This window comes from Halopseudomonas xinjiangensis (genome assembly GCF_900104945.1).
Lineage (GTDB): Bacteria > Pseudomonadota > Gammaproteobacteria > Pseudomonadales > Pseudomonadaceae > Halopseudomonas > Halopseudomonas xinjiangensis.
In genome coordinates, this window is sequence record NZ_LT629736.1 from 602,186 (window position 1) to 626,768 (window position 24,583).

Genomic DNA, 24,583 nt, shown 5'->3' on the forward strand with positions numbered 1-24,583 from the left:
TGTATTTCAAGAAACGTCCGCTTGCGCACGAGGATTTTCGCGATGTCATCGAACCCAGGGAAGGTTACGGCCGCGACCGTGTGGCAACGTATCACTGTATTCCTTGCTTCGCTCCTGGTCACCGTCGGGTATTGTGTCGACGTGCTCTGGCGCGCCGCGCTAGGTCGACTGGACCGCAGTCGTGTCGACCGTTACACCCGCAGCTGGTCCGGCTGGTTACTCCGCCTGATCCGGATGCGCCTGAGCGTCGAGGGCAGCTGCCCTGACTTCAATGACGGGCGCCGGTACATCATCCTCTGCAATCACGCCAGCCACTACGATATTCCTGCTAGCTTTGTCGCCATGCCGGGCTCCATTCGCATGCTGGCCAAGTCGGAGCTGTATCGTATTCCGCTGCTGGGTGCTGCGATGCGCGCGGCTGAGTTTCCGTCCATCAACCGGCATCAGCGCGAACGAGCAGTGGCCGATTTGCAACGCGCCCGGAAGATGATGGAATCGGGGATCGTGTTGTGGGCGGCACCAGAGGGAACACGCTCGCCGCATGGACGCCTGTTGCCGTTCAAGAAAGGGTGTTTTCATCTGGCGCTGGACACCGGTGCGATCGTGGTGCCGGTGGCGATCAGAGGTATTCACCGGGTGCTGCCGGCCAGGACGCGGCAATTCAACTTCGGTCAGTCGGTATCGCTGCACATCGGTGAGCCTATCGACAGCGCCCGCTATGACCTGGCCGGCCTGATGACCGAGACGCGGCGGCGAATGGTGGACCTGCTCGGGGAGCAACCGGAAGAGGCGTCTGCCGCCGAAACGTCGAACGATTCGCTGACACGACCTCAAGTGTCCTGATTCAGCGCGCTGCCAGATGAAACTGCGCGCCCTCGGCTTCCAATGGCCGGAGGTGAAGCTCGAGTTGGCTCAATTCTTCGCGTAATCGCTGCCGATCGGCTTCGCTGATTCCGCTGGGCTGGTTGCGCGAAAGATAGCCCCCCAACGCTTCGAGAGTCACCATGCCAATGGCGACGGGAGACCAGGACATGTCCTCTATGCCGTAGAACAGTCCGGTGACCGGGTCCGGCTCGGCACGTACGGCTGAATCGGGCTCGATCAGCTGCGCCGCTTCGCGAAATTCCAGCTCGGTGACATCGATGAACTGGCTAGGTGCGGTCACTCCCAGCGTTCGTGCAAGCTCGTCCAGCCGCTGCAAGTGGACGACCAAAGCCGTGTATTCCTGCGACTCGGTGCAAAATTCTCGATCTACCAGCGTGGCGAGGTGCAAGACGGCGGACAAGGACTACTCTCCTGGGCGGGGTGGCTCCGCGTAGCTTAACGCCGGCTCCTGCCAGCCGCCACCCAGGGCGCGGAACAGGTCGACTGTCGACTGAAGCCAGGCAGAGCGCTGCTGCAAGAGAGTGTCCTGGCTCTGATACCAGGTGCGCTGAGTATCGAGTAGTGACTGCTGAGTGATCGCGCCGGCGCGATAGCGGGTCTCGGCGAGTTCGAAGGCGCGCTGCGCCTCGGCGGTTGCCTGTTCGAGCAAGGCGAAGCGAACGCGCGCCTGATAAACCGCGCCGAGCGCCGTGTCGGCGTCCTGAAGCGCCTGCAATACAGTACGCCGGTAATCGACCAGTAGTTCCTGCTGGCGCGCTTCGGACAGGTCGACCTGAGCACGCAACCGGCCGCCCTGGAATATCGGCTGGGTCAGCCCGGCAACCAGGTTCCAGGTGCTCGTCGGGTCGTTGACCAAGCCGGACAAGGCCAGACTTTGCACGCCCAGTTGCCCAGTCAGCTGGATGGAGGGATACAAGGCCGCACGGGCTGCGTTGAGATCGGCGTTCGCCGCGGCCAGTCGGGCCTCGCTGGCCCGAATGTCCGGGCGTCGGGCAAGCAGTTCGGCGGGGAGGCCCGCGCCTATTTCCGGCACCACGAGGGTACCGAGCGTCTCGGTCGCCGGCATCCTTTCGCCCGGCGCCGTGCCGAGCAGCAACGCCAGTGCATTACGTAGTTGCAGCTCGCTCTGCTCGAGCGCGGGCAGTGAGGCGCGCAGCTGCAACACCAGGGTGCGTTGCTGGCTGACTTCGAGCTGGTCGGCTGCACCAAAGCGCTGCCGTGCGTCGATCAGCTGAAGAACGCGCTCGGCATTGTCCAGGCTGCGGCGGGCGAGAGCGAGTCGTTCCTGCACCTCCAGCCACTGGAACCAGGTGCTGGCGACGCTGGCATCGATGCCCAAACCGAGGGTCTCGCGATCGAACCGGCTCGCTTGCAGCGTCGCCCTGGCAGATTCGACAGTGGCGCGGTTGCGTCCCCAGAAGTCCACTTCGTAGCTGGCGTTGAGCGCTGCGCCAAAACTGCTGCGGTTGCTGCTGGTCTGGCTGCTGGTCTGGTTCTCGCTCTGCGAACGTGAAGCGCTGAAGCTTCCGCTCACCTGAGGCAGCAAGCTGGCGCCAGCTTGTTGCAGCTGGGCATCGGCTTGCAGCAACTGCGCGGCGGAAGTCGCCAGATCAAGATTCCCCAGGCGTGCTTGTTCAAGCAGCGCGTCAAGCGCCGGGGCCTGGTAGGCGCGCCACCAGTCCGCCGACGGCCAATCTTCGTTCCGGGTCTGCGTGTTCCATGTCGCCGGCATCGCTACGCTTGCGTCCGGCTGTGGTGTGTTGATCGCGCAGCCGGTGAGCATGAGGAGGGCGCCTGCGAGCGAGGCAACGAATTTAATCTGCACTAAGGGCCACCACAGGATCGAGATGCGCCGCCTTGCGAGCAGGCATGTAACCAAAAATCAGACCAGTCGCGAAAGCGCAGCCGAAGGCGAGGGCCACCGGTCCGGGAGTGAATTGAATCGGCGTACCCAGTACTTGCAGCAACGCGGCGAAAGCCAGGCCAAGCACAACCCCGAGCGCACCACCGATAGCCGAGACGACCAGCGCCTCGACGATGAACTGTTGGAGAATATGGCGTGTGCGTGCCCCGGTTGCCACGCGAATACCGATTTCTCGCGTGCGCTCGGTAACGTTGACCAGCATGATGTTCATCACGCCAATGCCGCCCACCAGCAGGGAAATCGCCGCGATCGAACCGAGCAGAACGGTGAAGGTGTTCTGCGTCTCCGCCACGTTTTCCAGCAACGACGCCATGTTGCGAATCTGGAAGTCCTCGACACCGCCATGCGCCTGCAGCAGAGTCTGGCGCACCGCCTCCTGGGTGGCTTCGGCCGCGGCCAGATCGTCGATCATGACGGTGACCGAATTCAGGTAGCGCTGGCCGATCAGTCGCAGACTTCCGGTGTTCAAGGGTACGAATACCACATCGTCCTGATCGGCCCCCCAGGGTGCGGCGCCTTTCGCTGCCATCACGCCGATCACCTGAAACGGAACATTGTTGACCAGCACATACTCGCCGAGCGGATCGGAATCGCCGAACAGATTCGTCGCCACGGTCTGGCCGAGGACGGTGACTGCGGAGTAGCGCTGGTTATCCTGGTCGTCGATGAACACGCCGGCACTCACCCCCCAGTCCCGTGCAAGTGGCAGCGCTTCGATGGTGGCGGTGACCTGAGTCGAATAGTCGGTGTTGCCTGCGCGCAGCGTTACCCGGCCGTTCATCTCCGGCACGGCAGCCCGGACGTTGTCCAGTTCGGCGATGGCGTCGATGTCGCTGGCCACCAGACTGGTCACCTGACCCTCGACCGAGCGGCGCACGTTGGGCGCGCCGGGGCGGACCAGGAGCAGATTGGTGCCAAGCGAACTGATGCGATCGACCACGTCCTGGCGTGCTCCGTTGCCGACTGCGAGCATCACGACCACCGAGGCCACGCCAATGACGATGCCAAGCAGGGTCAGCACGGTGCGAAACAGGTTGGCTTTCAGAGCGCGCAGAGCCATTCGGACGGCTTCGCCGATATCGGCCAGGGCAGCGCGCCGGACGGCTTCCGGCTCCGGCGTCCGTGCCGCGTCTGCGGTGGGTGACGGCTGTCCAGTACGCCCGATGACGCCGCTGTCATGGATGATGTGCCCGTCGCGGATTTCCACCAGGCGATCGGCGTGGCTCGCCACTTCGCGGTCGTGGGTGATGACGATCACTGTCTTGCCACGACCGTGCAGTTGCTTGAGCAGAGCCAGCACATCGGCGCCGCTCTTGCTATCCAGCGCGCCGGTTGGCTCATCGGCGAGAATGACCCGCGCGTCGTTCATTAGCGCGCGGGCAATCGATACCCGTTGCTGCTGGCCCCCGGACAGCTGGCTGGGGCGGTTGCCGAGCCGCTCGCCCAGGCCCAGTTCGCTGAGCAGCGCCTGCGCCCGGGTGTGCCGCGCGAGCCGCGGCATGCCTGCGTAGATGGCCGGAACCTCGACATTTTCCGTGGCGGTGGCGGAAGGGATCAGGTGATAGCTCTGGAATATGAAGCCGAACGTCTTGCGCCGAAGGCTGGCCAGTTCATCCTTGTCGAGGTCGGCAATGTTCTCACCGGCAAACCGATAGCTGCCGCTGGTGGGCTTGTCCAGACAGCCGAGCAAATGCATCAGCGTCGACTTGCCGGAGCCGGACGCGCCCATGATGGCGACGAATTCGCCTTCCTGGATGTCCAGCGAGACGCCGTGCAGCACGGTGGTCGACAGTTCGCCGTTGCGGTAGGTGCGGGTGATGTCCCGCAGGCTGATCAGTGGCTCGGACATATCACATGAACCGGCGCGGCGGGCCGCTGCGGGTGTCGGCGGCCGAGGCACTGATGCGCCCGGTTACCACTTGGTCGCCTTCCTCGAGCCCTTCGATAACTTCGACCGAGACCCGGTTGCGTGTGCCGACGCGAATGTCGCGTGGCCCGGGTTCACCATCGGCGCCGAGCACCTGGACCTGCGCCTGGCGCCCGTCGCCACTCGGCTGGCGCTTTACAGCTTCGCCTGGGGCGCGCCCGGCGGTGGACGGCTGCAAGGCCGTGACGGGAATCGTCAGTACGTCTTGCGCTGCAGCGCGCACGAAAAACACCTGCGCGCTCATCTGCGGTAGCAGATCGCCGTCCGGGTTGGGTACGTCGAACAGGGCATTGAACAACACTACATTGTTAAGCACTTCCGGCGTCGGCAGGATCTGGCGCAGCGTGCCCTCCCAGCGCCGGCGAGGCTGGCCAAGCGTGGAGAAGTAGGCGGGCATGCCCACTTCCAGCTGGGCAATGTCCGCTTCCGAGACCTGGGTGCGGACGGTCATAGTGCTGAGATCGGCTATTTGCACGATGATCGGCGCTGTCTGATTGGCGTTGAGCGTCTGCCCCTGGTTGGCCAGTTGTTGTACCACCGTACCGCCCATGGGCGCGTAGACACGGGTGTAGTTGAGATCGGCTTCCTCGCCCTTGAGGGCCGATTCGGTCTGCCGAATCTGAGCCTTGATCGCCTGGATCTGGGCAGTGGCCGAACGCAGCGTAGCGTCAGCGCTTTCCACCTGCTCCTGGCTGGTCGCGTCGAGTTTGATCAGGTTTTGCTGCCGTTCTGCCTGCAGGCGTGCCAGCGTCTGTTGCGCTTCCCGGTCGGCGAGTTGCGCGCGCAGATTGGCCAGTTGCGCACGGGTGGCTTCCACGCGCGCCAGATATATCGTCGGGTCGATCTCGGCGAGCAGTTGACCTTCTTCGACCTCATCCCCCAGTTGTACATGTAGCGCGCTGAGCTGGCCGGACACCTGGGTGCCGACGTCCACATAGTTGAGGGGCTCAAGGGTGCCCAAGGCGGTGATGCTGTCTTCGACGTCGCCGCGCTCGACTGTCGCGGTGGCAAAGGCGGGCTGGCGATTCGCGCTTCTGGACCAGGCGTACCAGGCGGCGAGCGCGATGATCAGAACGACGATGGTGGCAAGCCAGGCATGGCGCCGGCGCTTGCCGGATGAAGCGGGATTCATCGTGGGTAGGTCTCTGCAGGAATCGTGGCGCCAGTGTACTGCGCCAACTGTCAACCACGATCCTGACAGCGTAAAGACTTCGTAAAGATCCGCGTCAGACGTATGCAGTCAGACCGGCTGGCCGGTGACCGAAGCGCGCTGCGATAACTCGATCCAGGTCCCGTCAGGGTCACGCACGAAGGCGATGCGCGCAGTGCTGCCGAGCGTGGCCGGCTCCCTCGCAACGGTGGCGCCGGCGGCCACGGCACTGGCGAACGCCTGATCGCAATCAAATACCTGGAAGGTCAGATAACGAATGCCGCGCGCGGCCAGCGGTTGCTCTGGCGCATCGCCTGTATCGCCGGCCTCGAGCCGCAGCTGCCCGCGACCGCAGTGCAGGCGGTCCTGGGCGACAGCGGTCATGCCAATGGCGTCCCGGTAGAATGCCAGGCTACGCTTGGGGTCGCTCACTATCAATCGTGCGGCCAAGCCGTGAATATTCTCATGGCCTGGCGGCACCAGTGTGACCCGGTTGCCATCCGCATCGCTCAGCTCCAGAGGAGCGGTGACCGTAGCGCTGGCGACCAGAATCTCGCGAATCGGGCCGGGCCCGACTTCGGCAAGCGGGTCCCGCGCGTCGTTCAGTTTCAATACAGCTTCATCCGCCCGGTAGCGATGCTGCAGCACGCCGCCACCGAGCTTTTGCGTATGGTCGAAAGGCAGACCTGCGCGCTCAGCCCAGAACTGCTGTTGCGCCTCGCGCTGATTGGTGAAAACACCGATGTCGAAATACGCTTTGGCAAAGCTCATGTGACCCCTCCGTTCAAGTGCTTTCACCCTAGGGTGTATAGGCGCGGCAGGCCAGCGTCAGTAACAGACGGAATCGCCCGGCATGCGGCCGGCTTATCCGGGCCGCATCATTCCAGCCAGCGATACAGCGTGCGCCGGGTGATTCCCAGGATATCCGCCGCCTTGCGCTTGTTGCCCTGGGTAGCGGTCAGGACTCGATGGATGTGATTGCGGTGTACCGTTTCCAGATCCGGCAGCGATTCCGCCAGCGCCGGATCGGTCTTGGCATCCGGCAGCTGTTCGGTCGCGGATGGCTCGGACGACGCCGCGCCGAGCATTCGCTCCGGCAGATGGCGCGGTTCGATCAATGGCGTATCGCAAAACGTCGCTGCCCGCTCAACCGCGTTTTGCAATTCGCGGACGTTACCGGGAAATCCGTAGTCTGCCATCAGGGCCAGGGTGTCGTCGCTGAAGCCCCTTACGTTGCGGCCCTGTCGCGTATTGAATCGAGTCAGAAAGAACTCGGCCAACGGCCGGATGTCTTCCCGGCGCGAGCGCAGCGGCGGCACCTGAATGCCGAAGGTTTCCAGGCGGTAGTACAGATCCTCGCGAAAGGTGCCTTCGTTCACTGCCTCGGTCAGATTGCGATTGGTGGCAGCAATCACCCGGACGTCGACCTGAATTTCGTGGTCGCTGCCCACCGGGCGGACATGTCCGTCCTGCAGGGCGCGCAGCAGCTTGGCCTGCAGCGGCGGTGGCATCTCGCCGAGTTCGTCGAGCATCAGCGTGCCGCCGTCTGCCTGCTGGAACAGGCCTGCGCGCTGGGTTCTGGCTCCGGTGAACGCGCCCGCAGCATGGCCGAAGAACTCGCTTTCCATGAGTTCGCCGGGAATACCCCCACAGTTGACCACCAGATACGGCCGATTCTTGCGTGAACTCTGCTCGTGAACAGCCCGTGCGACCAATTCCTTGCCGGTGCCGCTCTCGCCCTGGATCAGTACCGGCCCGTCGGCACCAGCGATCTGGCGAATCTGATGGAACAGCTGCTGCATCGCCGGGCTCTGGCCGATGATGCCGTGGAACTGCTCGACGCCGAGAATCGATCGGTAACGCTGTACTTCACTGCGTAGCCGCCGGTTGTCCAGCAGGCGGCTCACGGTGAGTAGGAAATGATCCATCTCCAGAGGCTTGGTCAGGAAATCATCGGCGCCGGCCTTTAGCGACTCGACCGCCTGCTGGACCGAGCCGAAAGCGGTGATGATCAGCACCGACGGCTTGGGCGAGCACTGCGATATCGCTGGCAGCAGGCTCAGCCCGTCGGCACCCGGCAGCCGCAGGTCGCTGACGACCAGCTCCGGTAAATGCTCGCGAATCGCCAGCAGGCCGGTTTCCGCGTCACCGCAGACGGTCACCGAATAGCCTTCGACTTCGAGCTCCTCCTGCAGCAGTTCGCGCAGTCCGCGGTCGTCCTCGATGAGTACGATGTGTTCCTTGTCGGTCATGCGGTCTCCGAATCTGATTTCGTAAGAAGCGGTAGCAACAGACGGGCTTCACAACCGCGGTCTGGGGCGTTGCTCAGCATCAGCTGTCCCTGATGCTCCTCGGCGACGGTTTGCACGATGGCCAGACCAAGGCCGGTGCCATCGCCCGGCGATTTGGTGGTGTAGAAGGGTTCCAACAACTGTTCCACCGGGACGTCCGGCAGCCCTGGCCCGTCATCGATGATCGATATGTACAGCCAGCACGCGTCGGCCGAGAGCGAAATCCGTACCTCACGCAGCGAAGCCTGCAACGCGTTGCGCACAAGATTGAGCAAGGCCAGCTCCAGGCGTCCCGGATCGCCGAGGATCGGAGCCAGGTCCGTTGGCGTCTGCACCGTCAGCAAGCGAGCGCTGGAATCCGCCTCGGGACGCATTGCCTCCAATACGTTTTCGACCAGCAGGCGAGGGTCCAGCTTTCGCGGCTGCGGCGCGGCGGGGCGGCAATAATCAAGCAGCTGGCGTACCGTCCGGGTGAGGCGTGCTACCTGGGATCGGATGCCGAGGAGTTGATGCTTCTGCTTGTCATCCATCGTCGATGACCGCTCGAGGCGGCGCGCTCTGCCGTCGATTACGCTCAACGGAGCGCCGAGCTCGTGGGCGATGCCGCGAGCCATACTGCCGATGGCGGCCATCTTCTCATTATCCTTGAGCCGCCTGAGAAGCTCTGTCTCGGCGCGTCGATGCTCATCGAGCTCGCGGTTGGCCTCCTCGATACTGTCGAGCATGCGATTCAGACCCTCGGCTAGCGAAGCCACCTCTTGCGGACCATCGAGCGCCGCGCGATGTGAATGGTCGCCCTGCGCCACGCGGCCCATGTGTTCGAGGAGCCGATCGACGTAGCGCCCGATCCCGCCATGGTGACCGAGCAGCACCGCAGCGAGGATGGTGATGCTGAGCAGACCCCAGATCAGCCAGGCGATGATGGTGAAACGATTCAATGCCTGGCGGAAATCGCTCGCCAGGCGGGTTATCTGAATCAGGCCCTGGATCTGCCCGGCGGCGTCGAACAGCGGCAGGAAATGCGAAAACAGTTCACGCCCGGCGACCCGACTGTATCCCTCTTGGCCTTCGCCGGTCGATACGATGCGCTCGGGTATGGTCGAGCGCGACAGATCGCTTTCGGTGATGCCGGCCGAAGCGATGCGTACACCGTTCACATCGAAGACAGACGCGCCGTAGACCTCTCCGAGGACGAACACCGAGCCAAGCGCCAGTTCTATCTGCCCTTGATCTCCCTGGCTCAGGGCCGCGCCAACCGGGATGCTGATGGCCCGTCCAATGAGCTCCAAATCGTTTTTCAGGCGCTGTTCCTGGAACTGGTTCGCTTGTTGGAGGCCAATACGTATACCCAGTGCCGTTAGCAGCATGAGCGGAAGCACCACAAACATCAGCAATGTTTGCTGCAAACCGTTGGCGCTGGACCAGGCAGCTTTGAGGAACGGCGTGTTTCTCTTGAGCGAGTATTTTTTTCTCATGTATCGATTCTATACAGCTTCGATCGCATGGCAAATTCGGCTCGCAGCCCTGGATACAAGCGATGCGCCATTGACGCAACATCAGGTAGTAGGCCGAATGTCCGGTCGGTGTGTCGTGCTTGCTCACCCAACGAGAAGGAGAAGTGCCTATGAACACTTTGAAGACTCTTACTGCCGCTATTGCTTTTGCATCCCTCGGCCTCGGCGCCCCGATGGCGCTGGCACAGAGTGCCGCCGGATCCACCAGTAGCACCACCGGAGCTCGCACCACGACTGGCGTCGATGCGGCCACTGGGACCAACACCGGGTCGGGTACTGCTGCCGGCGCGGGAGCCACGACCGGCACCACGACCGGGGCAGGGTCTACAACCGGCGCCGGTACGACAACCGGTCCGACGACCACCACCGACAGCAGGACGGCCGTTGGCTCGGGCACTGGTACCGGCACGGGCTCCAGCACTGGTACTGGTACCGCCGGCAGCACCGGCACCAGCACCGGGACTGGAACCGGAACCACCACAGGGACCGCCGGAGGGGCAGCGACCGACACGGCGACCGGAGCGCGAACCGGTATCACTACGCCCGGAGCCAGCACGGGCATGGGGCCCACCGATCAGGGCGGTCCACACCAGAGCAGCCCTAGCGTTACCGGGCCGGATGCAGGCAACACCACAGAGCTCGATGAGGAACATGACCGGGGTGACTACTGATAGTGCGCGCAGGCGCGCACACATCTCGTAGCAACCCGCGTAAGGAACTTTGTGCGTTGTGTTCCGCCCAAACTCTTACGACCAGACAGAAAAAAGACGGAGACGCAATATGAAAGTAATGACCACACTCAGTACTGCCATCGCGTTCGCTTCACTGGCACTGGCTGGCTCGGACGCCTTGGCTCAGTCAGAAAGCGCGAGAAAACAGGCCAGCGGGCAGAGCGCCACTCATGCTACTCCTGCCGCTCCCCACGCTGACGTTGATCAGCCAGGCGTAGGCGGCACCCAGGGTGCCAACTCCGGAACCAATACATCGGCCGGGCCGGAGGGCGCCAGCATCCGCCCGACCAATCAGGGTGCAGCCGAAGCAGGTATGGCGAACAGCACCATGGACAAGGAGATGAAATCCAAATCCAAGTCCGGTCAGAGCCAAGGCCAGAGCGGCGCGGCTGGTGCCAGCACCAGCTCGCAGAAGTCCGGCTCCAGCCAGCAGTCCAGCGGTAGCGGCGCTACCTCGGCTTCCGGTGCAACCGGTGCGGCTGGCAATTCGGCACGTGCTGGCGGTGGAATGGATGATCCGGCTCGTACCGCGGACCGTTCCGGTGTGACCGGCGCACCTGACGAAATCGAGCGCGAGCAGCGCGATATCGAACGTCCGAGCGAATAACGGCACCGCGTGAGTAAAAAGGGCCCTTCAGGGCCCTTTTTTTGTGCGCGAATCAGCACTGCGTCCGAGCGTGCGCAAGATGGATACGGATACTTATGTCGCATGTATACATTTGTCACGCTTTCAAGTGTGATTCGGGCCGGCAGGTATGGCTAAAGTTCAATAAAAAGTCCTTTATAATCAGGTGTATATGAGTTTCTTGGCGCGGTTGGCATGATGCGTGTATTGATTCTCGTGAACTCAAACGAGAGGAGAGCACACCATGAATACACTCAAGACACTGACCGCCGCAGTCGCTCTGGCCACCCTGGGTGCAACCGCACCAAGCGTGTTTGCACAGTCCAACGCTACCTCCGGCGCGCAGGGCGCTGCCGCGACGCAGCAGGGCACTGCCGCTCAGCAGGGCTCCGCCACTCAACAGGGTGCGGCTGGGTCCATGGGTGCAGCTACCGCCCAGATCAGCGATACCGAGCTGGAGAAGTTCGCTTCCGCCGAATCCAAGGTGAGCGAGATCCGCACCGAATTCTCTGAGAAGCTGGCAGAAGCTGAAAGCCAGGAGAAAGCGCAGTCCTTGCAGATGGAAGCCCAGGAAAAGATGGTTGAAGCGGTACGTGACGAAGGAATGGAAATTCCCAAGTACAACGAGATCGCAACCCGTCTGCAGAGCGATCCTGAGCTGCAGCAACGCGTTTCCAGCATGAACTGATACGCGTGATTGACGTGCATCGTTCAGATGCATTTCTGAAAGAAGGGGCTTAGGCCCCTTTTTTCGTGCGCGAGCCACGGTGGCAGCAATGATCCAGGGCCAAAGAGTTTTCGTGCCGTGCACGCATGGCCTAAACTGTCGCGACCATAACGCAGTCGGAGAAGTGTTGATGATCAAATCTCGCGCAGCCGTGGCATTCGAAGCAGGAAAGCCGCTCGAAATCGTCGAGGTCGACGTCGCCCCGCCAAAGGCTGGGGAAGTCCTGGTTCGCATCGTAGCGACCGGCGTCTGTCATACCGACGCTTTCACCCTTTCTGGCGATGATCCGGAGGGCATCTTCCCGGCGATCCTCGGGCATGAAGGCGGCGGCGTTGTCGAAGCAATCGGCGAGGGCGTCACTTCTTTGCAAGTGGGTGATCACGTCATTCCGCTGTACACGGCCGAATGTCGCGAGTGCAAGTTCTGCAAGTCGGGCAAGACCAACCTGTGCCAGGCGGTACGTGCCACCCAGGGCAAGGGTTTGATGCCTGACGGCACCACGCGGTTTTCCTACCAGGGCAAACCGATCTATCACTATATGGGCACCTCGACCTTCTCCGAATACACCGTGCTGCCGGAAATCTCCCTGGCCAAAATCCCCAAGGAAGCACCGTTGGAAAAGGTTTGCCTGCTCGGTTGCGGTGTGACCACCGGCATCGGTGCCGTCCTCAACACGGCCAAGGTGGAAGAAGGCTCTACTGTCGCGATTTTCGGTCTCGGCGGGATCGGTCTGGCTGCGATCATCGGCGCCAAGATGGTCAATGCCAGTCGCATCATCGCTATCGACATTAACCCGTCCAAATTCGATATCGCCCGTGAGCTAGGCGCGACAGACTTCGTCAACCCGAAGGACCATGACAAGCCGATTCAGGAAGTCATCGTCGAAATGACCGATGGCGGCGTGGACTATTCGTTTGAATGCGTCGGCAACGTTCAGCTGATGCGTGCCGCGCTGGAGTGCTGTCACAAGGGGTGGGGTGAGTCGACCATTATCGGCGTAGCGGGTGCCGGGCAGGAAATCAGTACCCGGCCGTTCCAGTTGGTCACCGGTCGGGTGTGGCGCGGCAGTGCTTTCGGCGGTGTCAAAGGGCGCACCGAACTGCCGGGGTACGTGGAAAAATCACAGACGGGTGAAATTCCACTCGATACCTTCATCACTCATAACATGGGTCTGGACGAGATCAACAAGGCGTTCGATCTGATGCATGAGGGCAAAAGCATCCGCACGGTTATCCATTTCTAGGGCGGGGCGCGCCGTAATTCGTTTGGGTGCAGAGGTTATCGATCCGTTTTGCCATTGAGGAAATTCCATGACTGATCTGGAACTGGTTGGCGCCAACAAGAGCTTTGGCGGTTGGCATAAGCGCTACAGGCACTACTCCGAGGTGCTTGGTCGCGACATGATCTTCGCCATCTTTCTTCCGCCTCAGGCTGAGCAGGGCAAGTCCCTGCCAGTGCTCTACTGGCTGTCCGGCCTGACCTGTACCGACGAGAATTTCATGCAGAAGGCCGGAGCCCAGCGGCTTGCAGCCGAGCTTGGTCTGGTGATCGTCTGCCCGGACACCAGCCCGCGCGGGGACGGGGTGCCGGACGACCCGGACGGAGCTTACGATTTCGGTTGGGGTGCCGGGTTCTACATCAACGCAACCGAGCAACCGTGGTCGAAGCATTACCGGATGTACGATTACGTGACGCAGGAGATTCCCGCACTGGTCGAGGCGAACTTCCCCGTCAGCGAGCAGCGTAGCGTTAGCGGCCATTCAATGGGAGGGCATGGCGCGCTGATATGCGCGCTGAAAAATCCTGGCCGCTATCGCTCGGTATCGGCGTTCGCGCCGATCGCCAATCCGTCCGGCTGCCCCTGGGGTCAAAAGGCGCTCGAACGTTACCTGGGCCCGGACCAGGCGCAGTGGAAGCAGTGGGACGCGTCGGTGCTGATGGCCAAGGCGAGCGAAAAACTTCCCTGCCTGGTCGATCAGGGGGAGGACGATAGTTTCCTCGTCGAACAGCTCAAGCCGGAAGCACTGGAGCAGGCGGCGAGCGCCACGGGTTATCCGCTGACGCTGCGGCGCCAACCGGGTTATGACCACAGCTATTATTTCGTCGCCACCTTCATTGATGACCATCTGCGGCACCACGCTCGCGCTTTGGGCTTGGCCGGTTGAATGGCCGGTCACGTGATTGCGTGACCGCCGTCCGATCCAATACCCATCCACTGTTTTTCAACGCCAACTAATCGAGTCGGCGCTTCAATCGCAGGGGTCGACTCGGTAGAATCGACGCCCGAATATCGACCCAGGACTATTCATGCGCATCGGCCACGGTTATGACGTACATCGCTTCGGCGATGGTAACCACATCGTTCTCGGCGGGGTGCAAATCCCGCATCACCATGGTCTGATCGCTCACTCGGACGGCGACGTACTGCTGCATGCGCTGACTGATGCGCTTTTGGGGGCCGCCGCCCTCGGCGATATCGGCCAGCACTTTCCGGACACCGATCCCCGTTTCAAGGGCGCCGACAGTCGTGCTCTTCTGCGCCATGCGCTCAGCCTGATAAACCAGAAGGGCTGGAAGGTCGGCAATGTGGACGCGACCATTGTTGCCCAAGCCCCGAAGATGGCTCCACATATCGCCGAGATGCGTCGATTGATCGCTGAGGATCTGCAGGTGCAGCTCGATCAGGTAAACGTCAAGGCGACCACCACTGAGAAGCTGGGTTTCACCGGTCGGGAAGAGGGCATCGCTGTTCACGCGGTCGCGCTCCTGCTGACGTTGTGAGCGGCGCCGACGAGCTTCTCGGCCCACGCGCCTGGGGTGCTGCGTGCGGGACTGCCGTCCTCAAGGCAGTGCCAGAGCACTTCCGGGTCACCGAGGTCGTGGATATCGAGCTCGACGGAACCGGCGAACATCTCTGGCTGCATCTACTCAAGCGTGACCTGAATACCGAAGAGGTTGCCAGGCGACTGGCGCGGGCGTCCGGCGTCTCGCTTCGTGACGTCAGCTACGCAGGTCTGAAGGACCGTCGTGCGGTAACCAGCCAGTGGTTCAGTATCCAGTTGCCAGGTCGGCCCGATCCGGATTTCGCTTCGCTCTGGAGCGAGGATCTGCACTGTCTCGAAAGGGTTCGTCACCGGCGCAAGCTGCAGCGTGGTGCCCATAGCGCCAACCGCTTTGCCATCGTGCTTAGCCAACTCGTCGCCGAGCGTGATGCCCTGGAAGAGCGTCTCGGGCGTATCGCTGCTGAGGGCGTGCCGAACTACATCGGGCCGCAGCGCTTCGGCCGCAACGGCAGCAATGTATTCGACGCGCGTAGCTGGGCCGAAAGAGGCGCGCTACCCCCGGCCCGTGGGACACGGTCGCGTCTGCTCAGTACGGCACGCAGTCTGCTGTTCAATCGAGTGCTCGCTCAGCGGGTGGCTGATGGCAGTTGGAACCACATACTGGAAGATGATTGCGTCGCTTTTACCGACAGCCGGAGCCATTTTCCTGCGAGCCGGCTGGCAGCCGACGATCCGCGTTCGCTGGCGCTGGACATTCATCCGACCGGCCCGCTTTGGGGGCTCGGAGAGCCGTCCGTCGGCCCGACCCTGGCGGCGCTGGAGCGCGACGCGGCGCAAAGCGAGGCAGCGCTGGCGGCCTGGCTCGAACATGCTGGGCTGGAGCAGGCCCGGCGTACTCTTCGGCTCCCAATAGACGCTCTGGCGTGGCATTATCCGTCCCCAACGAGTATTGAACTGGAATTCACCCTGCCGACCGGTTGCTTCGCTACCGCGGTCATACGCGAGCTTGTCGAACTGACCGACGAACCCGGTGGCGGACTGGAAAGCGAGAGTTGATGCGTATCCTTATTGCCAACGACGATGGGGTGCTGGCCCCTGGGCTGACTGCCTTGCATGATGCTCTCAGCGACTACGCTGACTGCGTTGTGGTGGCCCCCCATGAAGACCGAAGTGGAGCCAGCAGTGCCCTCAGTCTGGACAAGCCGCTGCGTCCATTTACCCTTGCCAACGGTTTCATCGGGCTGAACGGCACCCCTACCGACTGCGTTCACCTCGGTCTTAATGCGCTATATCCGGACAGCGTTGATATGGTCGTCGCAGGCATCAACCTTGGGGCCAACCTGGGCGATGACGTCCTGTATTCGGGAACCGTCGCCGCAGCACTCGAAGGTCGGTTTCTGGCGCGCCCGGCCATGGCGTTCTCGCTCGTGGGGCGTCAGGTGGACAATCTACCGGCGGCTGCAGCAATCGCCCGCAACATGGTGGAGATGCACGGCGACCTGGATCTACCGCCACGCACGGTACTGAGTGTGAATATCCCCAACCTGCCGCTCGACCACCTCAAGGGGATCCGCCTGACGCGCCTGGGCCATCGCTCCAGAGCTGCGCGCCCGGTCAAATGGGTTGACCCCCGCGGCAAGGAGGGGTACTGGATCTCCGTGGCCGGTGATGCCGAGGATGGCGGCGAAGGCACAGACTTCCATGCAGTCATGCAGGGTTACGTCTCGGTTACCCCGCTTCGGGTCGATAAAACCCATTACGAGGTGTTCGACCATCTCGGCCAATGGCTGGAGCGGCTGGGCTAGATGTGAGAGACGATATCTACAAAAACGGTATTGGCATGACCTCGCAGCGCACTCGCGAGCGCTTGCTCGAGCGTCTGTTCGAGGAAGGCATTCGCAATCTGCACGTGCTCGAGGCGATCCGCCGTACCCCGCGGCATCTGTTCGTCGACGAGGCCCTGGCGCACCGGGCCTATGAAGACACGGCACTGCCGATCGGGCATAACCAGACGCTGTCGCAACCTTACATCGTCGCGCGCATGACCGAGCTGTTGCTCGGCGGTGGGCCGCTGGACAAGGTCATGGAAGTGGGCACCGGTTCCGGCTACCAGACCGCCATCCTGGCACAGGTGGTCGAGCGCGTATTCAGTGTGGAGCGGATCCTGCCGTTGCAGGAACGGGCCAAGGTGGTACTCAAGGACATCAACGTACGTAACGTGGTATTCCGGCATGCCGACGGCAATTGGGGCTGGCCGCAGTACGGCCCCTATGACGCGATCCTCGTTACCGCGGCGCCGGCCGACGTACCAGTGGAGCTGCTGGGGCAGCTAGCCGACGGCGGCCGAATGGTGATTCCGGTGGGTGAGAGCGAGCAGTATCTGACTCTGGTCATCCGCGAAGGCGAACAGTTCATAAGACATCAGGTCGAACCGGTACGATTCGTACCACTCTTGGCAGGAGCCATCACCTCTTGAGCGCATCTCGCAGTCGTTTCGCACAGTACATCCCGATATTTTTCAAAGGCATGGCGATGGGAGCGGCAGATATTGTCCCCGGTGTCTCTGGCGGCACGATCGCCTTCATCAGCGGCATCTACGATCGGTTGATTGACGCTATCGCTGCCTGCACGCCGGACAAGCTGCTCTGGCTGACGCGGGGCCGCGTGAGGGAAACCTGGCAGGCCGTTGACGGCGGCTTCCTGCTTACGCTCCTGGCCGGTATTCTCACCAGCGTGTTTAGCCTCGCCAGGCTGATCAGTTACCTGCTGGATAATCACCCCGAGCCGCTGTGGTCGTTTTTCTTCGGCTTGATCGTCGCCTCGGTCTTGCTGGTAGGTCGCGAAATACAGCGATGGAACGCCGCCAGCATAGCGGCCTTTGTCGTCGGAACGGCGTTTGCCTATCTGGTAACCGTGGCAGTGCCGATCCAGCTTCCAGTGACGATGGTGACCCTGTTTTTCGGCGCCGCAGTGGCGATCTGTGCGATGATCCTGCCAGGCATTTCCGGCAGCTTCATATTGCTGCTGCTGGGCCTCTATGCCGGGGTGCTCGAGGCGGTTCGCAACCTCGATTTCGCCTTGCTCGGCGTGTTCATGCTCGGGTGCATTGGCGGATTGCTGAGCTTTGCGCGTCTGCTCTCCTGGTTGCTCGATTACGCCCGCAACATCACTCTGGCTTTCCTTGCCGGGCTGTTGCTCGGCTCTCTGAACAAGGTATGGCCGTGGAAGGAAACGGTCACCTGGCGACAGGACAGTCACGGCGAGATGGCGCCGCTTATCCAGTCCAACGTCGGCCCGATACAATACGAACAGTTGACCGGTGAGCCTTCGCACTGGTTGCTCGGGTTGGCGCTGATGGCGCTGGGCGTGGTATTAGTGATGGCACTGGAAAGATGGGGGCGGCGGACCTGAAGCGTCTGCCGTACCGAAGGAAACGTTGGCGTAGGCCAGGGGCAGTGTGTGTCAGAGCGTTTTGCGATCGTTAGCGGTTGGCGGCAATGTGCGGTAGGCCTTGTCGGTTCGTTGTTGGTAGCCTGTGCCGGGCCATCCGGTTATGTCCCTATCGATGATCGCAGTCGTGGCGGGCAGGCTGCCCGCGCACAGGCGCGCGCAGCCGAGATTCCCGCTTCCGGTCTGCATACCGTGCGTCGAGGCGAAACCCTGTACCAGATCGCTTTCCGCTACGGAACGGACTGGCAGACCGTGGCCGGCTACAACAATCTGAGATCGCCTTACACCATCTACCCCGGTCAGAATCTGCGCGTCGCCCCCGGCAACGGATCGCCGCGGGTGGCTGCCGTCGCGCCGCCGCCCAAGCAACCCTCGCCACCGCCCTCAAGGCCGACGAATTCGGTACCTGCAACCCGTGCTATACCGGCCCCGACACCAGCCCAGTCTGCACCGGCCAAAACTGCGGGTACCATTAGTGTGCCGGCGAAAGTCTCGCGCTGGGATTGGCCGACAGATGGTCCGCTCATCTCACGCTTCCAGTCCGGCACCAGCCTGAACAAGGGCATCGATATCGCCGGCACGCTGGGTCAGCCGATTAAGGCGGCTGCCGATGGTGCCGTGGTCTATGCCGGCCGCGGACTTATCGGTTACGGCGACATGATCATCGTCAAGCACGACGACACCTTCCTCAGCGCATACGCCCATAACAGCAAGCTGATGGTCAGCGAAGGCGATCAGGTCAAGCGTGGACAGGTGATTGCAGAGATGGGCAGCAGCGGTACAGACCGCGTGAAACTGCATTTCGAAATACGTCAGCGAGGCAAGCCGGTCGATCCGCTCGGGCATCTACCGAAACGTTGACCAGCGCTGGAAACCGGCACATTGTTGTAATGCTCGGCAGATAATCTGCAAAAGTATAGTTCAGACCGGAACAAGCGGTGGCTTGGTCGGTCAATAAGTGTGAAAGATGAGGGGCGGCAAGGTACTGCGGAGTCTCCTCGTTAATCCAGACGTACTTTACATGGGGCAAGCAAAATGGCAGTCAATAATAACCAGCCCGAACAGGTTCTCAGCGAAGACGAAATGACTCTAGTCGAGTCTGAGGCCAGGGAAGTGGAAGAGCTGGGTCTGGATGCGCGTGCGGAACCTCGAGCCGCGTCGCCACGTACACATCGCCGCGAAAACTCCTTCGAATTCACCAAACAGCTGGACGCCACTCAGCTGTATCTCAACGAAATCGGTTTTTCTCCGCTGCTGACCCCGGAAGAAGAGGTCCACTTCGCCCGGCTTGCCCAGAAGGGTGACGCGGCGGGCCGCAAGCGGATGATCGAAAGCAACCTGCGCCTGGTGGTGAAAATCGCCCGTCGCTACGTCAATCGCGGGCTCAGCCTTCTTGATCTGATCGAAGAGGGCAACCTCGGCCTGATCCGCGCGGTGGAAAAATTCGACCCGGAGCGCGGTTTCCGCTTTTCCACCTACGCCACCTGGTGGATTCGCCAGACCATCGAACGCGCGATCATGAACCAGACCAGGACGATTCGCCTGCCGATCCATGTGGTGAAGGAGCTGAACGTCTATCTGCGCGCGGCGCGTGAGTTGACGCAGAAGCTGGATCACGAACCCTCGCCCGAGGAAATCGCACAGTTGCTCGACAAGCCGGTCGAAGACGTCAAGCGCATGCTTGGTCTCAACGAGCGGGTTGCTTCGGTAGACATGTCACTCGGGCCGGATTCGGACAAGACGCTGCTCGACACGCTTACCGACGAGCAGAACAACGATCCGTGCGAGCTGCTGCAAGGTGACGACCTCAATGCCAGTATCGATCATTGGCTGTCGGAGCTCACTGAAAAGCAGCGCGAAGTGGTTGCGCGTCGGTTCGGTTTGCGTGGACATGAAAGCAGCACGCTGGAAGAAGTCGGCCGGGAAATCGGCCTGACCAGAGAACGGGTTCGTCAGATTCAGGTTGAGGCGCTCAAGCGACTGCGCGACATCCTCGAACAACACGGCCTTACCGGCGAGTCGCTATTCCAGTAGGGCGGATAACCGCCACGTGTTATCCGTCGCAACAACGGTGCGGCTGGCGCCCACGCCTTGGTGGACAAGCTTCGCGTTGTCCACCCTACGATACAACCCCCTCGATGTAGGGCGGATAACCGCTTAGCGTTATCCGCCGTGAAGGTGCGTTCGGTACCGACGCTGGTGGACAAGCTTCACGTCGTCCACCCTACTATACAACCCGCCTCGATGTAGGGTGGATAACCGCGCAGCGTTATCCACCGCAACGATGCTCGATCAGGCCGGAGCGTGTGCGGCTTCGCTCTGGTGACTCTCGGCAAACACCAGATAAACCGCCGGCAACACGAACAATGTGAAGAGCGTGCCGATGGTGAGGCCTGCAGCGATCACCACGCCGATATCGAACCGACTTACCGCACCAGCTCCTTCCGCCAGTAGCAACGGGATCATCGCAAACACCATGGCCGCGGTGGTCATGAGTACCGGACGCAGGCGAATCGCGGCCGAGGCCTCAACGGCCTCACGCTGCGACATCCCCTGACGCTGCAGTTGATTGGCGAACTCCACGATCAGGATGCCGTGTTTGCTGATCAAACCTATCAGCGTCACCAGACCCACCTGGGTATAGATGTTCATGGTCGAGATCCCCAGGAAAAGCGGTATCAGCGCGCCGCATATGGAGAGCGGAACCGTCACCAGAATCACCAGTGGATCGCGGAAACTCTCGAACTGCGCTGCCAGGACCAGATAGATCAGCGCCAGTGCGAGGCCGAAGGTGACGTACAGAGCCGCGCCTTCCTGCTTGTACTGACGCGCAGCGCCGGCATAGTCGAAGGTGAATCCTTGGGGCATTTCGGCTGTGGCGATGTCTTCCAGCGTTTGCAGCGCCTCGCCCATGCTGACCAGCGGCACGCCCTGGATTCGCGCGGCATTGAGCTGCTGGAACTGATTGAGCTGGGTCGGTCGGGCGCGTTCGTCCATTTCGATCAGCGTGCCCAGCGGCACCATGTCGCCGGCGTCGTTGCGAACGTAATAGTGATTCAGCCAGCCACTGTTGTCGCGGTAGGCGCGCTCAACCTGCGCAATCACCTTGTAGCTGCGTCCGCTGATGGTGAAGCGGTTGATTTCGCCTTCGCCCAGCAACGTCGACAGAGTGCTGCCGATATCCGCCATCGACACGCCCATCTGCGCAGCCTTCTCCCGTGAAATGTGCACGGAGATCTCGGGCTTGTCGAAGGCCAGATCGATCGTCAGAAAGGCGAACTTTCCGCTTTCCTGCGCGCGCGCCTTGACCTGCTCGGTGACCTGCAGCAGCGATTCGTAATCTCCAGGAGAGGTGATCACGAACTGCACCGGCAGGCCTCCGCCGGTACCGGGCAGAGAGGGCAGGTTGAAACCGAATATCTGCAGGCCGGAAACCTTGTTCAGTTCGGCCTGGATCTCCGGCAGGAGCTCCATCTGGGTTTTTTCGCGCTGCTCCCATGGCTTGAGCAGGAAGCCACCGATGCCGCTCTGTACGCCATCAGAGCCGTTGATCTGGAAGTGCGACTGGTACTCGTCGAACTGCTTCAGGACCTGTGTGACCTCGTCGGTATAGTGCGTCAGGTAGTCCAAGTTGGCCGTCTTGGGGGCATTGGACATCATGAAAATGATGCTTTGGTCTTCCTCCGGGGCCAGTTCGCTTCGGGTGAACATGAGCAGGAGCGGAATCAACAGCAGAACCAGTGCACCGAACGTCAACGTCACGGCCTTGGTGTCCAGACTGCTCGACAGCATCCCGCGATAACGGGTCTGCAGGCGTTCGAAGATGACGTCCAGCTTGTGAGCGAAGCCTGACGGATTGGATTCGTGCCTGAGCAGCTTCGAGCACATCATGGGCGACAGCGTCAGCGCAACGATCCCTGAAATCACCACCGAGCCGGCCAGGGTGAAGGCAAACTCTCTGAACAGCGCACCAGTCAGCCCTTCAAGGAACCCGATCGGGGCGTAAACAGCCGCTAGCGTGATGGTCATCGCCACGACCGGCATGGCTATTTCCCGGGCGCCGGTAATCGAGGCGTCGAAGGGCGTCTGGCCTTCCTCGATGTGCCGGTGAATGTTCTCCACCACGACGATGGCGTCATCGACCACCAGCCCGATCGCCAGGACCAGGGCGAGGAGGGTAAGCAGGTTGATCGAGTAGCCCATCAGCTGCATGAAGAACAGAACGCCGATCATCGACAGCGGAATGGTCACGACAGGAATGATCACCGAGCGCATCGAGCCCAGGAACAGGAACACCACGATAATGACGATGATCACCGCCTCGCCCAGTGTCTTGATCACCTCATCGATCGACTCCTCGATGAACTGGGTCGCATCATAGGCGATCGAGCCTTGCAGCTCTGGCGGTAGCTGCGCCTCGATCTCCGGCATTGCCGCACGTACTTCCTTGATCACATCGAGCGGGTTCGCCAGCGGGGTGCCCTGGATGCCGATATATACCGAAGGGATGCCGTCGAAGAAGCTGATCGAATCATAGCTTTCAGCTCCCAGTTCGACGCGGGCGACATCGCGAACCAGTACGCGCGTATCACCATCGATCTTCACCGGAATGGCAGCGAAGGCCTCCGGATCTTCGAGATCGGTGAAGGCATTGACGCTGGTGACCACATACTCACCCTTGGTCTCGCCCGCTGCCGATAGATAGTTGTACGCCTGGATGGCCTGATTCACGTCGGCGGCTGTCACGCCGTAGGCGCCCATGCGTACAGGGTCCAGCCACAGGCGCATGGCGAAGGTCTGCCGGCCGAGAATCTCGGCTTCGGCGATGCCGGGCAGGGTAGCCAGCCGCGGCTGAACGATGCGCGTCAGATAGTCGGTGATCTGCGGGTTGCTCATCGTTTCGCTGAAGAAGCTGATGTACATGAGCGCAGTCGAGTCGGCGGCCTGGCGGCTGATTACCGGTTCCTGGGCCTGCGGCGGCAGCTGGTTTCGCACCTCGGCGGTCTTCGACATGATGTCGGTGAACAGCCGGTCGGTGTCCGTCCCCAGTCGTGCATAAACCTGTATCACTGAAAAGTTCTGTCGGCTGACGGAGTTGATGTAATCCACGCCCTCTGCGCTGGACAGGCTTTGCTGGATCGGCTGGGTAATGTAGCCCTGAATCACCTCGGCGTTGGCGCCGGGATAGGCGGTGGTGACCGTGATCAGAGCGTTTTCCATCTGCGGATACTGGCGGATGGTGAGATTGCTGAAGGCCTGCAGGCCGAGCAGCACGATCAACAGGCTGACGACGGTGGCGAGCACCGGCCTGCGGATGAAAGGATCTGTGAATGCCATGCTCGGGTCGCCTTACAGGGGGTTGCTGTTGTCGATGGCGACGCGCGCGCCGTTGTCCAGCTTGAGCTGGCCGGAAATGACCACCTGTTCACCTGGCTGAAGGCCTTCGAGCACGACTACTTGGCCGTCGCGCCGCTGGCCGGTCTTGACGAAGCGCCGCTGCACTTCCAGGACCGGTTCGCCGCTTTCGTCCGTCACCACCTCGCCATCCTCGTCACGCCGCGGCGTGATCACATAGACGGAGTTGCCGTACAGCGTGAAGGTCATTGCCGTTTCCGGAACCACGACTTGCGCAGACTCACCCGGCAGCACCAGCTCCAGTTCGGCGAACATGCCTGGCAGCAGTTTTTCGTCGGGATTCGCCACACTTGCACGGATCTGCAGATTGCGCGAGGTCGCTTCGACCTTCGGATTGATCGCAACGACGCGGGCTTCGAACACTTCTCCGGGGAAGGCAGCGACCTTGACCCGAACGGTCTGGCCCATAGCCAGTTGCGGGTAATACTGCTCGGGCATGAAGAAATCAACATACAGTCGATCGAGATTCTGCAGCGTGGCAATGTTCGCGCCGGGCGAGAGGTAGTCACCGGGATCCACACGGCTGATGCCGATACGTCCGCTGAACGGTGCCTGGATGCGCTTCTTTTCCAGCGTGGCGCGCAGCTCGTCGGCACGCGCAGTAGCCTGGCGAAGCGAGGAGCGCGCCTGGTCGTACTGGCTCTGCGAGATGCTCTGACGCTGCAGAAGATTCTGCTGCCGGTTGAACTCGAGGCGCGCGAGTTCCGCCTGGGCTTCGGCCGTGGCCAGGCTGGCCTGCTCCACTGCACCGCCCATCCGAACCAGATCCTGCCCGGCCTCGACTTTCTGTCCGGATTCGAACAACACTTCGGACACCACACCGCTGACTTCTGCGGTCAGTTCGACGCCGAGCGCCGAGGTCAAGGTGCCGATTGCCGGCAGGCGGGTCTGCCATTGCAGCTGCTCTGCAGACGTCGCGCCGACATGAATCGGCGGCTTGGGTGCGGTGAACATGGCGATCTGGGAGCGGATCGACAATGCCTTGTAAATGCCTAGTCCGGCGACCACGACCACAAACAACACGATAAGGATAACCAGGCGACGCAGCATGAAAAGGTCCTTCTGAAGGCGTGGCGAGACGAGGGGAGCGGGGTATTATCCACGTCGGCTGTGACATTACCAACGTCGTTATGGCAACTGTGCGTTGCATTTGGGCAATTA

At 61.7% G+C, this 24,583-nt stretch carries 22 protein-coding genes; 13 read left to right on the forward strand and 9 right to left on the reverse strand.

Annotated elements, in window-relative coordinates:
* The first annotated feature begins 42 nt into the window (after positions 1-42).
* Complete coding sequence (locus BLT85_RS02770; RefSeq protein WP_093391714.1) at positions 43-843, forward strand: lysophospholipid acyltransferase family protein; 801 nt, start codon at positions 43-45, stop codon at positions 841-843.
* 1 nt (position 844) lies between these two features.
* On the opposite strand, the gene BLT85_RS02775 is transcribed toward BLT85_RS02770, so the two are convergent.
* The 7 genes from BLT85_RS02775 to BLT85_RS02805 all read right to left on the reverse strand — a co-directional run bounded on the left by BLT85_RS02775 (position 845) and on the right by BLT85_RS02805 (position 9,652).
* On the reverse strand, positions 845-1,285 hold the full coding sequence (locus tag BLT85_RS02775; protein ID WP_093391715.1) for a hypothetical protein: 441 nt from the start codon (positions 1,283-1,285) through the stop codon (positions 845-847).
* A gap of 3 nt (positions 1,286-1,288) precedes the next feature.
* The gene (locus BLT85_RS02780) at positions 1,289-2,710 is read right to left on the reverse strand and encodes an efflux transporter outer membrane subunit (RefSeq protein ID WP_157718105.1); all 1,422 of its coding nucleotides are present in this window, start codon (positions 2,708-2,710) and stop codon (positions 1,289-1,291) included.
* Positions 2,700-4,658: a MacB family efflux pump subunit gene (locus BLT85_RS02785; RefSeq protein WP_093391717.1), complete on the reverse strand. Its 1,959-nt coding sequence runs from the start codon at positions 4,656-4,658 to the stop codon at positions 2,700-2,702. The genes BLT85_RS02780 and BLT85_RS02785 overlap by 11 nt, the downstream gene beginning before the upstream one ends.
* A gap of 1 nt (position 4,659) precedes the next feature.
* Positions 4,660-5,868: an efflux RND transporter periplasmic adaptor subunit gene (locus tag BLT85_RS02790; protein ID WP_093391718.1), complete on the reverse strand. Its 1,209-nt coding sequence runs from the start codon at positions 5,866-5,868 to the stop codon at positions 4,660-4,662.
* A 108-nt stretch (positions 5,869-5,976) separates the two neighbouring features.
* A complete protein-coding gene (locus tag BLT85_RS02795) occupies positions 5,977-6,657 on the reverse strand; it encodes a VOC family protein (RefSeq protein ID WP_093391719.1) in 681 nt (226 codons plus the stop codon).
* Positions 6,658-6,764: 107 nt separating this feature from the next.
* Positions 6,765-8,138, reverse strand: coding sequence for a sigma-54-dependent transcriptional regulator (locus BLT85_RS02800; protein ID WP_093391720.1), 1,374 nt, complete (start codon positions 8,136-8,138; stop codon positions 6,765-6,767).
* Positions 8,135-9,652 carry a sensor histidine kinase gene (locus BLT85_RS02805; protein ID WP_093391721.1) on the reverse strand — a complete coding sequence of 506 codons (1,518 nt, stop codon included), beginning with the start codon at positions 9,650-9,652 and terminating at the stop codon, positions 8,135-8,137. Before BLT85_RS02805 ends, BLT85_RS02800 begins: the two co-directional genes overlap by 4 nt.
* Positions 9,653-9,801: 149 nt before the next feature.
* Here BLT85_RS02805 and BLT85_RS02810 point away from each other — a divergent pair, with 149 nt between their 5' ends.
* From BLT85_RS02810 to rpoS, 12 genes are all read left to right on the forward strand, one after another.
* Complete coding sequence (locus BLT85_RS02810) at positions 9,802-10,362, forward strand: hypothetical protein (RefSeq protein ID WP_093391722.1); 561 nt, start codon at positions 9,802-9,804, stop codon at positions 10,360-10,362.
* 109 nt (positions 10,363-10,471) lie between these two features.
* Entirely contained in the window at positions 10,472-11,029 is a 558-nt protein-coding gene (locus tag BLT85_RS02815) for a hypothetical protein (protein WP_093391723.1), read from the forward strand.
* A 262-nt stretch (positions 11,030-11,291) separates the two neighbouring features.
* Positions 11,292-11,735: a DUF4168 domain-containing protein gene (locus BLT85_RS02820; RefSeq protein ID WP_093391724.1), complete on the forward strand. Its 444-nt coding sequence runs from the start codon at positions 11,292-11,294 to the stop codon at positions 11,733-11,735.
* A 169-nt stretch (positions 11,736-11,904) separates the two neighbouring features.
* Positions 11,905-13,017 carry an S-(hydroxymethyl)glutathione dehydrogenase/class III alcohol dehydrogenase gene (locus BLT85_RS02825; RefSeq protein ID WP_093391725.1) on the forward strand — a complete coding sequence of 371 codons (1,113 nt, stop codon included), beginning with the start codon at positions 11,905-11,907 and terminating at the stop codon, positions 13,015-13,017.
* A gap of 67 nt (positions 13,018-13,084) precedes the next feature.
* On the forward strand, positions 13,085-13,939 hold the full coding sequence (gene fghA, locus BLT85_RS02830; protein ID WP_093391726.1) for an S-formylglutathione hydrolase: 855 nt from the start codon (positions 13,085-13,087) through the stop codon (positions 13,937-13,939).
* A 142-nt stretch (positions 13,940-14,081) separates the two neighbouring features.
* Positions 14,082-14,555 (forward strand): 2-C-methyl-D-erythritol 2,4-cyclodiphosphate synthase, encoded by a 474-nt coding sequence (gene ispF, locus BLT85_RS02835; protein WP_093391727.1) that lies wholly within the window; start codon positions 14,082-14,084, stop codon positions 14,553-14,555.
* Entirely contained in the window at positions 14,552-15,613 is a 1,062-nt protein-coding gene (truD, locus tag BLT85_RS02840; protein ID WP_093391728.1) for a tRNA pseudouridine(13) synthase TruD, read from the forward strand. The genes ispF and truD overlap by 4 nt, the downstream gene beginning before the upstream one ends.
* Positions 15,613-16,362 (forward strand): 5'/3'-nucleotidase SurE, encoded by a 750-nt coding sequence (gene surE / locus BLT85_RS02845; protein WP_093391729.1) that lies wholly within the window; start codon positions 15,613-15,615, stop codon positions 16,360-16,362. The genes truD and surE overlap by 1 nt, the downstream gene beginning before the upstream one ends.
* Positions 16,341-17,033 carry a protein-L-isoaspartate(D-aspartate) O-methyltransferase gene (locus tag BLT85_RS02850; RefSeq protein WP_231701524.1) on the forward strand — a complete coding sequence of 231 codons (693 nt, stop codon included), beginning with the start codon at positions 16,341-16,343 and terminating at the stop codon, positions 17,031-17,033. The genes surE and BLT85_RS02850 overlap by 22 nt, the downstream gene beginning before the upstream one ends.
* Positions 17,034-17,083: 50 nt before the next feature.
* Entirely contained in the window at positions 17,084-17,968 is an 885-nt protein-coding gene (locus tag BLT85_RS02855) for a DUF368 domain-containing protein (protein WP_093397326.1), read from the forward strand.
* A 48-nt stretch (positions 17,969-18,016) separates the two neighbouring features.
* A complete protein-coding gene (locus BLT85_RS02860; RefSeq protein WP_231701525.1) occupies positions 18,017-18,868 on the forward strand; it encodes a peptidoglycan DD-metalloendopeptidase family protein in 852 nt (283 codons plus the stop codon).
* A 174-nt stretch (positions 18,869-19,042) separates the two neighbouring features.
* On the forward strand, positions 19,043-20,041 hold the full coding sequence (gene rpoS / locus BLT85_RS02865; RefSeq protein ID WP_093391730.1) for an RNA polymerase sigma factor RpoS: 999 nt from the start codon (positions 19,043-19,045) through the stop codon (positions 20,039-20,041).
* A 258-nt stretch (positions 20,042-20,299) separates the two neighbouring features.
* Here rpoS and BLT85_RS02870 read toward each other — a convergent pair whose 3' ends face one another.
* Positions 20,300-23,344, reverse strand: a complete 3,045-nt coding sequence (locus tag BLT85_RS02870; protein ID WP_093391731.1) for a multidrug efflux RND transporter permease subunit — start codon at positions 23,342-23,344, stop codon at positions 20,300-20,302.
* 12 nt (positions 23,345-23,356) lie between these two features.
* Positions 23,357-24,472: an efflux RND transporter periplasmic adaptor subunit gene (locus BLT85_RS02875; RefSeq protein ID WP_093391732.1), complete on the reverse strand. Its 1,116-nt coding sequence runs from the start codon at positions 24,470-24,472 to the stop codon at positions 23,357-23,359.
* Positions 24,473-24,583 lie beyond the last annotated feature (111 nt).

Bases quoted from the DNA above. Each gene is read 5' to 3' on its own strand.
- BLT85_RS02770 (WP_093391714.1), top strand. From the start codon at position 43: ATGTCATCGAACCCAGGGAAGGTTACGGCCGCGACCGTGTGGCAACGT.
- BLT85_RS02785 (WP_093391717.1), bottom strand. From the start codon at position 4,658: ATGTCCGAGCCACTGATCAGCCTGCGGGACATCACCCGCACCTACCGC.
- BLT85_RS02790 (WP_093391718.1), bottom strand. From the start codon at position 5,868: ATGAATCCCGCTTCATCCGGCAAGCGCCGGCGCCATGCCTGGCTTGCC.
- BLT85_RS02795 (WP_093391719.1), bottom strand. From the start codon at position 6,657: ATGAGCTTTGCCAAAGCGTATTTCGACATCGGTGTTTTCACCAATCAG.
- BLT85_RS02800 (WP_093391720.1), bottom strand. From the start codon at position 8,138: ATGACCGACAAGGAACACATCGTACTCATCGAGGACGACCGCGGACTG.
- BLT85_RS02805 (WP_093391721.1), bottom strand. From the start codon at position 9,652: ATGAGAAAAAAATACTCGCTCAAGAGAAACACGCCGTTCCTCAAAGCT.
- BLT85_RS02810 (WP_093391722.1), top strand. From the start codon at position 9,802: ATGAACACTTTGAAGACTCTTACTGCCGCTATTGCTTTTGCATCCCTC.
- BLT85_RS02815 (WP_093391723.1), top strand. From the start codon at position 10,472: ATGAAAGTAATGACCACACTCAGTACTGCCATCGCGTTCGCTTCACTG.
- BLT85_RS02820 (WP_093391724.1), top strand. From the start codon at position 11,292: ATGAATACACTCAAGACACTGACCGCCGCAGTCGCTCTGGCCACCCTG.
- BLT85_RS02825 (WP_093391725.1), top strand. From the start codon at position 11,905: ATGATCAAATCTCGCGCAGCCGTGGCATTCGAAGCAGGAAAGCCGCTC.
- fghA (WP_093391726.1), top strand. From the start codon at position 13,085: ATGACTGATCTGGAACTGGTTGGCGCCAACAAGAGCTTTGGCGGTTGG.
- ispF (WP_093391727.1), top strand. From the start codon at position 14,082: ATGCGCATCGGCCACGGTTATGACGTACATCGCTTCGGCGATGGTAAC.
- surE (WP_093391729.1), top strand. From the start codon at position 15,613: ATGCGTATCCTTATTGCCAACGACGATGGGGTGCTGGCCCCTGGGCTG.
- BLT85_RS02850 (WP_231701524.1), top strand. From the start codon at position 16,341: ATGGCTGGAGCGGCTGGGCTAGATGTGAGAGACGATATCTACAAAAAC.
- BLT85_RS02855 (WP_093397326.1), top strand. From the start codon at position 17,084: ATGGCGATGGGAGCGGCAGATATTGTCCCCGGTGTCTCTGGCGGCACG.
- rpoS (WP_093391730.1), top strand. From the start codon at position 19,043: ATGGCAGTCAATAATAACCAGCCCGAACAGGTTCTCAGCGAAGACGAA.
- BLT85_RS02870 (WP_093391731.1), bottom strand. From the start codon at position 23,344: ATGGCATTCACAGATCCTTTCATCCGCAGGCCGGTGCTCGCCACCGTC.
- BLT85_RS02875 (WP_093391732.1), bottom strand. From the start codon at position 24,472: ATGCTGCGTCGCCTGGTTATCCTTATCGTGTTGTTTGTGGTCGTGGTC.